At 71.1% G+C, this 13,939-nt stretch carries 11 protein-coding genes; 7 read left to right on the top strand and 4 right to left on the bottom strand.

Annotated features, from left to right (window positions below; translation table 11 throughout):
* Together JW592_RS11805 and JW592_RS11810 are read left to right on the top strand one after the other, a co-directional pair.
* Positions 1-2,140 (top strand): glycoside hydrolase family 2 TIM barrel-domain containing protein (locus JW592_RS11805; RefSeq protein WP_209264959.1); only part of this gene is annotated, 2,140 nt, incomplete at its 5' end.
* 77 nt (positions 2,141-2,217) lie between these two features.
* Positions 2,218-3,153 carry an alpha/beta fold hydrolase gene (locus JW592_RS11810; RefSeq protein ID WP_209264960.1) on the top strand — a complete coding sequence of 312 codons (936 nt, stop codon included), beginning with the start codon at positions 2,218-2,220 and terminating at the stop codon, positions 3,151-3,153.
* Positions 3,154-3,189: 36 nt separating this feature from the next.
* Here the strand turns inward: JW592_RS11810 and JW592_RS11815 are convergent, their stop codons facing one another.
* Together JW592_RS11815 and JW592_RS11820 are read right to left on the bottom strand one after the other, a co-directional pair.
* Positions 3,190-5,373 carry a putative bifunctional diguanylate cyclase/phosphodiesterase gene (locus JW592_RS11815; RefSeq protein WP_372446496.1) on the bottom strand — a complete coding sequence of 728 codons (2,184 nt, stop codon included), beginning with the start codon at positions 5,371-5,373 and terminating at the stop codon, positions 3,190-3,192.
* Positions 5,370-6,191, bottom strand: coding sequence for an SAM-dependent methyltransferase (locus JW592_RS11820; protein WP_209264961.1), 822 nt, complete (start codon positions 6,189-6,191; stop codon positions 5,370-5,372). Before JW592_RS11820 ends, JW592_RS11815 begins: the two co-directional genes overlap by 4 nt.
* A 236-nt stretch (positions 6,192-6,427) precedes the next feature.
* Between JW592_RS11820 and JW592_RS11825 the strand changes: the two genes are divergently transcribed.
* The 5 genes from JW592_RS11825 (at position 6,428) to JW592_RS11845 (ending at position 11,673) form a co-directional block, all read left to right on the top strand.
* A complete protein-coding gene (locus JW592_RS11825) occupies positions 6,428-8,032 on the top strand; it encodes an ABC transporter substrate-binding protein (protein WP_209264962.1) in 1,605 nt (534 codons plus the stop codon).
* Positions 8,033-8,079: 47 nt separating this feature from the next.
* Positions 8,080-9,039 carry an ABC transporter permease gene (locus tag JW592_RS11830; protein WP_209265145.1) on the top strand — a complete coding sequence of 320 codons (960 nt, stop codon included), beginning with the start codon at positions 8,080-8,082 and terminating at the stop codon, positions 9,037-9,039.
* A complete protein-coding gene (locus tag JW592_RS11835) occupies positions 9,036-9,902 on the top strand; it encodes an ABC transporter permease (protein WP_209264963.1) in 867 nt (288 codons plus the stop codon). The genes JW592_RS11830 and JW592_RS11835 overlap by 4 nt, the downstream gene beginning before the upstream one ends.
* A 62-nt stretch (positions 9,903-9,964) precedes the next feature.
* Entirely contained in the window at positions 9,965-10,939 is a 975-nt protein-coding gene (locus JW592_RS11840; protein WP_209265144.1) for an ABC transporter ATP-binding protein, read from the top strand.
* Positions 10,936-11,673 carry an ABC transporter ATP-binding protein gene (locus JW592_RS11845; protein ID WP_209264964.1) on the top strand — a complete coding sequence of 246 codons (738 nt, stop codon included), beginning with the start codon at positions 10,936-10,938 and terminating at the stop codon, positions 11,671-11,673. The genes JW592_RS11840 and JW592_RS11845 overlap by 4 nt, the downstream gene beginning before the upstream one ends.
* Here JW592_RS11845 and JW592_RS11850 read toward each other — a convergent pair.
* Positions 11,630-12,997 carry a transglycosylase family protein gene (locus JW592_RS11850; RefSeq protein ID WP_209264965.1) on the bottom strand — a complete coding sequence of 456 codons (1,368 nt, stop codon included), beginning with the start codon at positions 12,995-12,997 and terminating at the stop codon, positions 11,630-11,632. The two genes, JW592_RS11845 and JW592_RS11850, sit on opposite strands and share 44 nt — an antisense overlap.
* Before the next feature lie 47 nt (positions 12,998-13,044).
* Positions 13,045-13,809, bottom strand: coding sequence for a DUF6227 family protein (locus tag JW592_RS11855; RefSeq protein ID WP_209264966.1), 765 nt, complete (start codon positions 13,807-13,809; stop codon positions 13,045-13,047).
* Between the last annotated feature and the right edge of the window lie 130 nt (positions 13,810-13,939).

A 13,939-nucleotide genomic window follows, 5' to 3' on the forward strand; every position in this document is an offset into this window, starting at 1 on the left:
CACCCTGGTACTGACGGTGCGGGACCCGGGCGGCGACCGCAGCGAGGTGCACCGGGTGCGGTTCGGCTTCCGGAAGCTGACCTTCGGCCCCGGCAAGCTGGAGATCAACGGCAAGCCGCTGCTGTTCGCGGGCACCAACCGGCACGAGACCGACCCCGTGTACGGGCAGGCCGTGCCGGAGGAGACGATGCTGCGCGACATCAAACTGATGAAGCAGCACAACATCAACGCCGTCCGCACCTCGCACTACCCCAACTCGCCCCGCTGGCTGGAGCTGTGCGACGAGTACGGGCTGTATGTCGTGGGCGAGACCAACCTGGAGACCCACGAGGTCCGCGACACCCTCCCAGGCTCACTCGCCGAGTGGACAGCGGCCTGCCTGGACCGGGCGCGCAGCATGCTGGAGCGCGACAAGAACCACCCCTGTGTGGTGCTGTGGTCGCTCGGCAACGAGGCGGGCAGTGGCGACAACTTCCGCAAGATGGCCGACTGGTTCCACCAGCGCGACCCGAGCCGTCCCGTGCACTACGAGGGCATGAGCTCCGTGGCCGACGTGGAGTCCCGGATGTACGCCAAGCCCGACGAGGTCGAGAAGTACGGCAAGTCGGGCGACAAGAAGCCGTTCATGCTGTGCGAGTACGCGCACTCCATGGGCAACAGCACCGGCAACCTCCAGGAGTACTGGGACCTCTTCGAGAAGTACCCGAACCTGCACGGCGGCTTCATCTGGGACTGGGTGGATCAGACGATCAAGAAGCCGGTGCCCTCGGACTCCTCGCGCAGCTATCTGTCGTACGGCGGCGACTGGGTCGCGGGCTATCCCACGGACGGCAACTTCTGCTGCAACGGCGTCATCCGCTCCGACCGCGAGATCAACCCCGCCATGCACGAGGTCAAGCACGTCTACCAGCGGATCGCCTTCTCGGGGGACAAGGCGGCCGAGGGCGAGGTGAAGCTCACCAACAAGCAGCTCTTCACCGGCCTGGAAGGCTACGAGCTGCGCTGGGAGGTCACCCGCGACGGCGAGCGCGTACAGCACGGCACCGTACGGCCGCCCCGCACCGGGCCCGGCGACACCAGCACGGTTCGGCTGCCACTGGACCGACCCGCCAGGCCCGCGCCCGGCGCCGAGTACTGGCTCAACCTCTCCCTCGTACTGCGGCGCGGCACCTCCTGGGCGAAGGCCGGACACGAGGTGGCGGGGGGACAGCTCCAGCTCACCGACTGGCAGCAGGCGGCCCCCAAGGAGCCGGAAGAGGCCGAACTGCCACCCGTGGAGTACGAGGAGACCGGCAAAGAGGTCACCGTCACGGGGCGGGACTTCACCCTCACGCTCGACAAGCGCCGCGGCACCCTCACCGACTTCCGGCACAGGGGCGTGGCCCTGCTCACCGAGGGCCCGGTGCCCAACTTCTGGCGCGCTCCCACCGACAACGACCGCGGCCGGAACTTCCACGAAAAGGCCAAGACGTGGAAGCAGGCCGGCGCCAAGCGCACCACCGACGCGGTGAAGGTCGCCCGCGAGAGCCGCTCGGTGGTCACCGTCGAGGTACGCAGCACCCTCCCGACCTCCCCCGCGGCCAGCGCGTACACCACCGTCTTCACCGTGCGCGGCGACGGGGAGGTGCGTGTCGAACACACCCTGGAACCCGGTGCGGGGCTGCCCGATCTCCCGCTGGTCGGAGCGCTGCTCACCCTTCCCGCGGGCCTGTCGGCCTTCACCTGGTACGGCAGGGGCCCGCACGAGAACTACCAGGACCGGGCGACCGGAGCCCCGGTCGGCCGGTACCGCTCCAGCGTGGCGGAACAGTTCACGCCGTACGTACGCCCGCAGGAGTGCGGCAACGTCACCGGGGTGCGCTGGGGCGAGCTGACCGCCAAGCACGGCGGCGGACTGCGCGTCACCACTCAGGACGGCGACCATCTGGAGCTGAGCGCCCTGCACCACGCCCCCGCCGACCTGGACGGGCCCGGGCACCCCTACGAGCTCGAACCCCGGAAGGAGACGGTGTTGGGCGTCAACCACCGGCAGATGGGCGTCGGCGGCAACGACTCGTGGGGCGCGCCGCCGCTGGAGAAGTACCTCCTTCACGCGGACCACACCTACCGCTACGGTTACTGCTTGCGCGCGGTGCGGTGATCCGCTCTGGGCAGTGGACGCGGCTGCCGCGCCGCAGCAACGCGGCAGACGAGTCGGCGAGCGGAGAGGAGCCCAGCGTGGCGGAACGGCGGGACGATTTCACGACCGTGGCGGACGGGACCCAGGTGGCCACCTACACCTGGCTGCCTCAGGGCGATGTCCGCGCGCTGGTGCAGATCGCGCACGGTGCCGCCGAACACGCGCTGCGCTACGACAGGTTCGCCCGCCGACTCGTCGCCGGCGGCTACGCCGTCGTCGCCACCGACCACCGGGGGCACGGTGCGACGGCGTCCGCCACCGGCGGCCGGGGCGCGGTGGGCGCCGAGGGCTGGCGGGCCACGGTCGCCGATCTCAAGGAGGTCGGCGACCGTGTCCGTGCCCGGATGCCCTCGGACGCCCCGCTCTTCCTCCTCGGGCACAGCATGGGCTCCCAGCTCGCCCGCGACTACGCACAGGAGCACGGCGAGGGCCTTTCCGGGCTGGTGCTTTCGGGTACGTTCCGCTCGCTGCCCGGCTGCGAGACCGAGGCCGCGGTACGGGTGCTGGAGCGGGAGATCGCACAGCGGGGCCGGGACGCGCCGTCCGAATTCACCGCCGTGCTCTTCAGCTCGTTCAACGACCCGTTCGAGCACCGCACCGGCTTCGAGTGGCTCTCCCGCGACGAGGCGGAGGTCGACGCCTACGTACAGGACGAGAGGTGCGGTTTCCCGTTCAGCGCGGGCCTGTCCCTGGACTGGGTGCTCGGCTCCCGCAAGATCAACGACCCGGAGCAGTTCTCCCGCATCCCGCGCCGGCTGCCGGTCCATATCGCCGTCGGCGACCAGGACCCGTGCAACCAGGGCATGACGCTCGTCTACGAACTGCTGGAGGACTTCCGCTACCTGGGTACGCGCGATCTGAGCTGGCGCGCGTACGAGGGCGCACGGCACGAGATCCTCAACGAGACCAACCGGGACGAGGTCGAGGCCGACCTGGTGGAGTGGTTCGAGACCCACTTGGACGTGGGGCCCTAGAGTCCTTGGACGTGGGGCCCTGGAGTCGGCCCGCCTTCACCCCGCCGTCGCCCAGTCCCTCGCGAACTCGCCAGGTGAGGACGGACGCGCGTAGTACCAGCCCTGGGCCGTATCGCAGCCCAGATCGCGCAGTTGGTCGGCCTGACTCTCGGTCTCCACCCCCTCGACGGTGACGGCGAGACCCAGCGCGTGCGCGAGCGAGACGATGCCCTCCACGAAGGTGAGGTCCACCGGGTCGGCCGGATGCCGCTGCAGGCCCTGGGTGAAGGAGCGGTCCAGTTTGAGCGTGGTGGCCGGCAGCTTGCGCAGATTGGCGAGGTTGGAGTAACCGGTGCCGAAGTCGTCCAGTGCGATGTCCACGCCGATCTCGGCCAGCTGCCACAGCGGCTTGAGCTCGTCCTCGTCCGCGCCGATCAGCGCGCTCTCGGTGACCTCGAGGCACAGCGACGAGGGCGCCACCCCCGCGGCCTCCAGTACCGCGATGGTGTCCGGTACCAGATCCGGGTGGTGCAGCTGCCGCGGGGAGAGGTTGACGTTGACGCGCAGCGGCTGCCCGCCCGCCCATGTGCACGTCTGCGCGACGGCCTGCTCCAGCACCCAGCGGCCCAACGGCACGATCAGCCCGGTGTGTTCGGCCAGTGGGATGAACCGGTCGGGGCCCAGCCGCCCGTGTACCGGATGCCTCCAGCGCACCAGCGCCTCGGCGCCGTCCACCTGGCCGTCGCTCATCCGGATCAGCGGCTGGTACTCCAGGAAGAACTCGTCCCGCTCCAGCGCGGCCGGCAGCCGGTTGGTGAGGCTGTGCCGGTCTATGGCCCGGGCCTCCGAGTCCGGGTCGGCCAGCTCGTAGCGGTTGCCGCCCGCGTCCTTGGCCCGGTACATGGTGATGTCGGCGCTGCGCAGTACCTCGGCGGGCTCCAGCTCGCCCGCCGCGCCCTCGACGATGCCGATGCTGGCGCGGACGGACAGCTCGCGCCCGTCCAGCGAGATCGGGGTCGCCAGGGCCGCCAGCAGGGCCCGGGCCAGGCAGGTGACCTCTTCCGTGCCCTGGGGGTCGGACATCAGCACGGCGAACTCGTCGCCCCCGATCCGGGCCACCAGGTGGGCGGGGGCCGTGGTGCAGGACTGGAGACGTTCGCCGACGGCGACGAGGAGCTGGTCGCCCACGGCGTGCCCCAGGCTGTCGTTGACCGTCTTGAAGCCGTCGATGTCCAGATAGCACAGCCCGAACCGGCTCACCCCGTTGCCGGGGGTCAGGATGCGGTCCAGCCGCTCGGCGAACAGCGTGCGGTTGGGCAGCCCGGTCAGCTCGTCGTGGGTCGCCTCGTAGCGCAGCCGCAGATGCAGCAGCCGGCGCTCGGTGATGTCCTCCATCAGGGCGAGCTGGTAGCGGGGTTCGCCCTCGGCGTCCCGCAGCAGCGAGACGGTCAAATTGGTCCACAGCACGGTGCCGTCGGGGCGCTGGTAGGGCTTCTCCACCCGGAAGTGGTCGCGACGTCCCGCGGCCAGTTCGCGGTGCAGCCGCCACACGTCCGGGGCGTCGTCCGGGTGCACCCAGTCGTTGATGTTGCGGCGGCGCATCTCCTCCTCGGAGTGGCCGAACATCCGGGCGAGGGCGCCGTTGGCGTCCCGCAACCGGCCGTTCATGTCAGCGATGCCGATGCCGATGGTGGCGTCCTTGAAGACGGCCCGGAACCGGGTCTCCGAGGCGTGCAGGGCCTCCTCGACGGCGGTCTGCGCGGCCAGCGCTGCCCGCGAGAGGGCTTCCTGCTCGGCCAGGGTGCGCTCCCGCACGGCGAGCGCGAACCCCGCCGCGATGGCGTGCTGGAGCCGGGCACAGCGCGACCGGGCCTCGTCGACGCCGACGCTGTCGGGGGTGCCCGCGTACAGCACGAGGTAGGACTCGATGACGCCGAGGATGTGCGGCAGCGCCTCGGGGCTGGTGCAGTGCGCCTCGTTCACCAGCACCTCGCCGACCTCACGCCCGGGTGCGGGGCTGAACGGGAAGGTCTGCAGGGCCTCTCCCAGCCGGACGGCCAGCGGGTGGAGGAAGTCCTCCAACTCGGCGCGGGAGAGCGAGGTCTGGGTGGCGGGATAGACCGTACGGCTCCAGATCCGTGCGAAGCGTCGCAGTCCGTCCTCGCCGTCCGCCGCTCCGCTGCCGTCCGGGGACGGGCTCGTATGCTTCTCGTGTTCCTCGGACGCGTCCTTGGAGGTCACTCGGCGAGTCCCGCCTTGCGGCCCACTCCGGCGAACCCGCTGAAGACGACCGGGTCCTCGTACTCCGTGGGGCTGTCGGGGCGCCAGCGTGGCAGCGCGACCAGACCCGGATCCACCATCTCGAACTCCTCGAAGAACTGCGCGATTTCGGCCTTGGACCGGATGACGAGCGGGGCGCTCGCGGCGCTGTAGACCTCCTGCAGCGCGGCGCCCCCGTCGCGTGGCGGCCCGCCCTCGGCGGAGCCGTGGGAGAGCACCAGCAGACTGCCGGGCGCCAGCCGGCGGGCCAGCTCCGCCACGCACTTGCGGGGCTCGTCGCGGTCCTCGATGAAGTGCAGCAGTGCGACAAGCATCAGCACGACCGGCCGGTCCAGGTCCAGCAGGTTCTCGGTCTCGGGGCTGCCCAGGACGTCCTGCGGCGAGCGGAAGTCCGCCGAGACCATGGCCACCCGCTGGTCGCCCTCCAGCACCGCACGGCTGTGCGCGACGGCCACCGGGTCGTTGTCGACGTAGACGACCCGTGCGCTACGGTCCAGCGCGTGGGCCACCTCGTGGACGTTGCCGAAAGTGGGGATGCCCGAGCCGATGTCGAGGAACTGGGTGATCCCCTCCTGGACGGCGAACCGGATCGCCCGGCGCATGAAGGCGCGGTTGGCCTGCATGATCTTCGGCAGCCCCGGCCACGCCCTGATCGCCTGCCGTGCCGTCTCCCTGTCGACCTCGAAGTTGTGCGACCCGCCCAGGTAGTAGTCGTACATCCGCGACACGCTCGGCACGTTGAGGTCGATGCCCTGCGGGGCCCAGGCGGGACGTTCCATCGAGGGGTCTCCAGCTCGCTTCATTCACCGGGGAGTTCCGGTCGGGCCCATGAGGCTACTGACCGAGATGCGGCGCGTGGAAGAAAACAGCGTTACTGGGGCTGGATCTTGCCCGGGCCTTGACAGCCCTCCCGGGAGGTATCCGGGCAAAGCGCACCGGATCACCCGTGATTTAATCGGTCTAATTGCGAATCGCTTGCAAGAGCGATCGTTGTTGAACAAGGAGGATGCCACATATGACTGCCCGGACGGTACGGACAGCCACCGTGACGGCGGCCGCCATGGTCGTCCTCGCGGGTACCGCGGCGTGCTCAGCGCCCGGCGACGGTGACGGTCCGGGCGACGGCAAGGACTCGCTGACGGTGGGCGTGGCGCAGGAACCGGAGACCCTCAGCCCTCTGTTGGGCTACGGCAAGGAGGGGAACTCCAAGATCTTCGACGGCCTGCTCACCCACGACGCCAAGATGCATCTGAAACCGGCACTCGCCACCCGCCTGCCGAAGGTGAGCAAGGACGGCCGCACCTACACCTACGACCTGCGCAAGGGCGTCACCTTCAGCGACGGCAAGCCCTTCACCTCCAAGGACGTCGTCTACACGTACCAGACGATCCTCGACAAGAAGACCAACAACCCCTCCAAGAGCGAACTGGACGCCGTCGACAGCGTCCGGGCCCAGGGCAAGTACCGCGTCGTCTTCCGGCTCAAGTACCCCTACGCCGCGTTCGCCGAGCGCACCGTGCTGCCCATCGCCTCCCGGGCCGTCGCCTCCAGGACGGACGTGAACACCGGCTCCTACAACACCGAGCCGGTCGGCACCGGTCCGTACGTCCTCACCAGCTGGCGCAAGGGCGAGAAGCTCAGCTTCAAGGCCAACCCGCACTACTGGGGCGGCAAGCCCAAGGTCGAGCGCTTCACCGTGGCCGTCATCGAGGACGACGACGTACGCGCCACCAGGCTGCGCTCCGGCGACCTGGACGGCGCCATCCTGCCGCCCACCCTCGCCAAGGCGTACGAGAAAGGCCCCGAGAACGCGGACAAGCGCACCTTCTCCGCCAAGACCGCCGACTACCGTGCGGTGACCCTGCCCAGCGGCAATCCCGTCACCAAGGACAAGGCCGTCCGCCGCGCCCTCGACCTCGCCGTCGACCGCAAGGCCATGGTCAAGTCCGTACTCAACGGCGCCGGCAAGCCCGCCTACGGCCCGCTGCCCACCGACAGCCCCTGGTTCGCCAAGGGCACCGAGCGCCGTCACGACCTGGGCCGCGCCAAGAAGATCCTCGACGAAGCCGGCTGGAAGCCGGGCAAGGACGGCATCCGTGTCAAGCACGGCAGGCGCGCGGCTTTCACCCTGTGGTACTTCTCCGGCGACAAGCTCCGCCAGGACCACGCGCTGGCCTACGCCTCCGACGCGAAGAAGGCCGGTATCGCCGTCAAGGTCCAGGCCGGCAGCCGCGAGGTCGTCCGGCCCAAGCTCGACCACGACGCCATGCTGATGGGCAACGGCTTCCCCGCCGACCCGGACTTCGACCTCTACCCGACGCTGCACTCCTCGCAGATCGGCGACGGCTGGAACAACCTCGCCCAGTACCACGACAAGACCGTCGACGAGCAGCTGGACATTGCTCGTCGGAGCCGCGACCCGCAGGTGCGCAAGGACGCGTACGACAAGGTGCAGCGCGCGCTGACGAAGAACCCCGGCTATACGTTCCTCACCCACATCGACCACGTCTACGTCATCGACGACAAGTGGCGCGGCCTCACCACCCAGGTCGAACCCCACGACCACGGCATCGGCGCCGGCCCCTGGTGGGACCTCCAGGACTGGCAGCCGGAAGAATGAGGGCGGGCAGGGTCGTTGCCCACAAGCGATGGGGCCCCGTGGCGCGCATGGTGGGGCGGCGGCTCGTGGCCGCGGTGCCGATCCTGGCGGCGGTCACATTCGGGGTGTTCGCCGTAGCGGCAGCGTCCCCGTTCGACCCCGTACAGCAGTACGCGGGCACCGCCGGCCTCCACGCCTCGCAGGAGACGCTGGACCAGCTGCGCGCCAACCTGAACGTCGACGGGCCGTTCCCGCAGCGCTGGTGGCACTGGGTGACCAGCGCGCTGGCGGGCGACCTGGGGGACTCCACCTCGCTGCGGCAGCCGGTCTCCCAGGTGATCGGCGAGCGGCTCGGCTGGTCGGTGCTGCTGTGCGCGGTGGGCTTCACCTTCGCCGTCCTGGCCGGTACGGCCCTCGGCGTCGCCGCGGCACGCTGCAGGGGCGGCGTGCTCGACCGGACCGTCACCTCGCTCGCCTACACGCTGGAGGCGGCGCCCCCCTTCTGGATCGGTCTGCTGGGCATCTGGCTGTTCGCCGTCCAGTTCGACCTGCTGCCGGCCGGTGGTCTCACCGACTCGGGCAGCGACCTGGTCACCGCCGGCGCGCTGCTGCGCCATCTCGCGCTGCCTGCGCTGGTGCTGGGTGTCTCCCAGTTGCCGTGGTTCGTGTTGTATGTACGCCAGGGCGTCGGGGACGCGCTGGAGGAGGACGCCGTTCGCGGGGCACGCGCCCGGGGCCTGGCGGAGCGCACGGTGCTGCTGCGGCACGCGCTGCGCTCGGGGCTGCTGCCGCTGCTGACGCTGGTCGGCTCGCGGATACCCGAACTCATCACCGGCGCACTGCTGGTGGAGACGGTCTTCAGCTGGCCCGGTATCGCCTCCGCCACCGTCAAGGCCGCGACCGCGACGGACTTCCCGCTGCTGGCGGCTCTCACCGCCCTCGCCACGGTGGCGGTGCTCGCCGGAAATCTGCTCTCCGACCTGCTGTACGGGCTGGCCGATCCGCGCGTGGCGCTGGAGGAGATGTGAGCGCCCAACTCAAGGCCGGTCCGGCGGTCGGCGCCGGCACGGGCCGCGCGCTGCGCGTGCGCGCCTCCGCCGCCGTAGTGGTGGCCGTGCTCGGCGCTGTACTCCTGGTGCCGCTGCTCTTCCCGCTGGACGAGCAGGCCGTCGACATGGCGAACAAGCTCCAGGCACCCTCGCTCGCCCACCCGTTCGGCACCGACGATGTCGGCCGTGACGTGCTGCTGCGCTGCGTCTACGGGATGCGCGTCTCGCTGCTGGTCGGCGTGGTGGCCGCGCTGACCGCCACCGTCATCGGTACTGCTGTCGGCGCGGCCGCGGGTGCCGCGGGCGGCAGAGCTGACCGCATGGTGATGCGCCTGGTGGACGTCTTCTCCTCGGTGCCGCACCTGCTGTTGGGCATCTTCATCGTCGCCATGTTCCGCCCGGGCGTCTGGCCGGTCGTCGCCTCCGTGGGGCTGACGCACTGGCTGTCCACGGCGCGGATCGTGCGCGCAGAGGTACTGTCCCTGCGCTCCAGGGACTTCATCGACGCCGCCGTCTCCGGCGGTGCCTCGCGGTGGCGGGTCGCCGTACGCCATCTGCTGCCCGGGGTGCTGCCGCGGGCTGGGCTGGCGGCAGTGCTGATGGTGCCGCACGCCATCTGGCACGAGTCCGCGCTCTCCTTCCTGGGGCTCGGCCTGCCCACGCACCGCGCCAGCCTCGGCAACATGATCCAGAGTGCGCGGGGCACGCTGCTGGCCGGTGACTGGTGGCCCACGCTCTTCCCCGGGCTGTTCCTCATCGTGCCCACCCTCGCCATCGCCTCGCTGGCGGGCGTGTGGCGGGAACGGATCAATCCGCGCCGCCGATCGGAGCTGATGCTGTGAGCCGGAAGAGCGACACCGTCCGTCCCCTGCTGCGCGTGAGGGAGCTGTCCGTACGCTTCGGGATGCGCGGCGGGCGTGACATCGCCGCTGTCAGTGACGTCTCCTTCGACCTGGCGGCGGGGGAGTGCCTGGCGCTGGTGGGGGAGAGCGGCTGCGGAAAGTCGGTGCTGGTCTCGGCGCTGCTGGGGCTGCTCCCGGCGAACGCCCGTACCAGCGGCAGCGCCCTGCTGCACCGGCCCACGCACGACGGGGGTCCCGGCCCCGCGGGGCAGGACGAGCCCCTCGACCTGCTCGCCGCCGACGAGGCCACTCTCGCCCGCACGGTACGCGGGAGGCGCGTCGGCCTCGTACCGCAGAGCCCGGCAGCCCATCTGACTCCGGTGCGCACCGTGCGCTCCCAACTCGCCGAAACCGTACGGGAGCTGAAGGGGCTGCGCGGCAAGGAACTGGCCGAGGCGACCCGCGCGGCAGCCGGCCGCGCCGCGTTCCCCGCCGACCACCTGGACCGCTATCCGCACCAGCTCTCCGGCGGGCTCGCCCAGCGGGCCGCCACGGCGCTGGCGCTGGTCGGCGACGCGCCGCTGCTGCTCGCAGACGAGCCGACCACCGGACTCGACCGCGATCTGGTGGAGCGCACCGTGGACGAACTGCGCGCCCACACCGGCGAGGCGCGCGGCCTGCTGCTGATCACCCACGATCTGGCGGCCGCCGAGCGCATCGCCGACCGGGTCGCGGTGATGTACGCGGGCCGTGTGGTCGAGGTGGCAGCGGCGGGGGACTTCTTCGGCGGACCAGGGCCCCGCCACCCCTACGCCCGCGGCCTGCTGGCGGCACTGCCCGAGCGGGACTTCACGCCCATTCCCGGAATGCCGCCCGAGCTGGGCCGCCTCCCGGACGGCTGCGCTTTCGCGTCCAGATGCACCCGGGCGAGCGCCGCATGCGCTCGGCTGCCCGCACCGGACGGCGGTGTGGCCTGTCACCACCCGGTCACCACCGGCCGGCCCGCCTGCCGACACCGCGAAGGGAGCACCGTATGACCGGGACGGCCCTCCCCGCGCTGGAGTTGGACAGCGTCACCGCTGGCTACCAGCGGCGCGCGCCCGTGCTGCGCGACGTCTCGCTGACGGTGGCCGCGGGCGAGTCCGTCGGACTGCTGGGCCCGAGCGGCTGCGGCAAGTCCACCCTGGCCAAGGTCGCGGCCCTGCTGCACCGTCCCTACGCGGGCACCGTACGGCTCGGTGGCGAACCCGCCGGGGGCTGGCGGCACCGGGCGCCGCGCGCCCAGCGCACCGCCGTCGGTGTCGTCTTCCAGCAGCCCCGGCTCGCGGCCGACCCCCGGCTCACCCTCGCCGCGCTGATCGCCGAACCGCTGCGCGCCACCGGGCGGGGCGCTCAGGCGACGGAGCGGGTCGCCCAGCTGGCACAGGCCGTCGGGCTCGGCGACGATCTGCTCGCCCGCCGCCCGCACGAGGTCAGCGACGGTCAGCTCCAACGCGCGTGCGTGGCACGCGCGCTGGCGCTGCGGCCCCGGGTACTGGTCTGTGACGAGATGACCGCGATGCTGGACGCCTCCACCACGGCGGCGCTCGTCGCCGTGGTGGAGGACTACCGGCAGCGCTCAGGAGCGGCGCTGCTGGCCGTCGGGCACGACCGCGCGCTGCTGGAGCGCTGGTGCGACCGTACGGTCGCACTCGGCGCGGTCGCGGGCCCGCGGGACGGTACGGAGCTCAGATCCGTACCCCGCGCCCCCGCAGATAGGTCAGCGGGTTGATGTCGCTGCCGTAGCCGGGGCCGGTACGGACCTCGAAGTGCAGGTGCGGGCCCGTCGAGTTGCCTGTCGACCCCGAGCGGCCGATCTGCTGGCCGGTGGCCACCGACTGCCCGGAGCGCACCGAGATGGCCGACAGATGCCCGTACTGGCTGTACTTGCCGTCCGCGTGCCGCAGCACCACCTGGTATCCGTAGGCGCCGCCCCAGCCTGCCGAGACGACCGTGCCACTGGTGACCGCCTTGACGCTGGTGCCGGTGCCGACGGGGAAGTCGACGCCGGTGTGATGCCCGGAGGACCAACTGCCGCCGGCCGCGCCGTAGGGGGTGCTGGGACCGACACCGGCCACGGGCGCGGTGGCCGCTGACGAGGGCGCCTTGTGCTTCGGAGCCTTGGGCTGCGGTGCTTTGCGCGGCGTTTCCTTGTGCGGCGTTTCCTTGTGCGGCGTTTCCTTGTGCTGCGATTTCTTGTGCTGGGGGCTCTGCTTCTGCGGGCTCTGCTTGTCCGGGGCCTGGCTGGCAGGGGCCTGCTTGTTCGGGGTCTGCTTGCTCGGCTGGTGTTTGCTGGGCGACTCGGCCTCGGGGGCGCGCTCCGTCCGGCGCGGGCTGCCGGTCAGGCTCAGCTGCTGGCCGGGCAGGATCAGGTCCGGGTCGGCGCCGATGGTGGAGCGGTTGTTGTCGTACAGGGCGTGCCAGCCGCCGGCGACCCGGTGTTCGTCCGCGATACCGGAGAGCGTGTCCCCGCTGATCACCCGATACGTCGTCAGCTGCTTGCTGCGCTGCGCCCGGGCGCGGTCGGCCTTGGCTTTGGCGGCCCGTTCAGCCTCGGCTTTTGCGGCTCGTTCAGCCTCGGCCTTCGCGGCCCGCTCCGGCTTGGCCTTCGCGGCCCGCTCCGGCTTGGCCTTCGCGGCGCTCTCCGTTTCCGGGGCGGCCTTGGGGGGCGAGGCGTCGCCGCGTGCGAGTCCCGCGCGGGGCCCGCAGTTGGGCCAGGCGCCCGGACCCTGGCCCTTGAGCACCTTCTCGGCGACGGCTATCTGCTGGCTTCTGGTGGCCAGGTCGGCGCGTGGGGCATAGGCGGTGCCGCCGTAGGCCGCCCAGGTGCTCTGGGTGAACTGGAGGCCGCCGTAGTAGCCGTTTCCGGTGTTGGTCTTCCAGTTGCCGCTGCTCTCGCACGCGGCGACTTTCTCCCACACGTCCGTGGGCGCCGCCTGTGCGACGTGGGCCCCGATCAGGGGGATGGCTATCCCCGCGCCGCCCGCTGTCACCTTCAACGAGACGCGGGATGTGGTGCTCGGCTGCGGGCGGCGATGGCGTCCACGTGGGGACATGGGGGGTTCCTCCGTTGGTAGGCGGCCTACGGCGACCGTGGCCGGGTCTACAGGTCCAGGCCCCGCTCCCGTGCGAGGCGGTGTGCTGCCTGATCGGCCACGGACTCGTCCAGGTAGACCTCGCACGCCAGACGACCGCTGCCCGTCATGTTGTGCTCCAGCTCGTACAGGCTGACCTCGGTGCCGTCGGCCAGCAGGAAGGCGTGTTCGTAGACCGAGCACCACACCTGGCAGTCGACGGTGTGCATCCGGGGACCCGGTACGTGCATGATGTGGTGCCCGAGCGCCGAGGAGAGCAGCCGCAGCGTCTCCTCGCCCGGTCGGTCGGGGTTCTCGGCCCGTCGCAGCAGCCTGCGCGCGTGCTCGGCCGAGTCGCCCTCCGGGTACTCCCGCCGGGGATAGGCGGTACCGGGTGCGCCGGTCAGGAAGTCGAACGAGACGGTCGTACGGGCGGCTCCTTCCGGTTCGCCCTCCTCGCCCATTCGGTGGTGCACGCGGCGCTCGGAGCGGCGCAGCGCGTCGGCGTCGTCGTACACCTCGTACAGCTCTCCGGTACCGTCGGGGCTGTCGTAGCACAGCTCCCACAGCAGCATGCTGCTGCCGTCGGCGAGCAGGAAGACATGGCGGAAACTGCTGCATTGCAGCGCGGGCGGCGGGGAATTGCGGTGCCGCCAGCCGTACAGCTCGATCTGGAACATCACAGCGCTGCGTAGTCGGTCGAGGACCTCGTCGCTCACGTCGAACGGGTTCTGGGCGCGGGCCAGCAGCTCGTCGAGGTGGTGAGCAGGCGTCAGGTGTGCTTTGTCGCCCATCGCGGAACCCTCCCGGCGTGCAGCAAACAACCGACCGTCCCCGCGCGCACACACCGTAGCGCTACCACCCTGCCGTGCGGGAGGAGTTGAGGAGATTCCGCTGCCGGAAACCCGGCAGCGAAGGGATTTT

The sequence above is a fragment of the Streptomyces spirodelae genome, assembly GCF_017676385.1.
GTDB lineage: Bacteria > Actinomycetota > Actinomycetes > Streptomycetales > Streptomycetaceae > Streptomyces > Streptomyces spirodelae.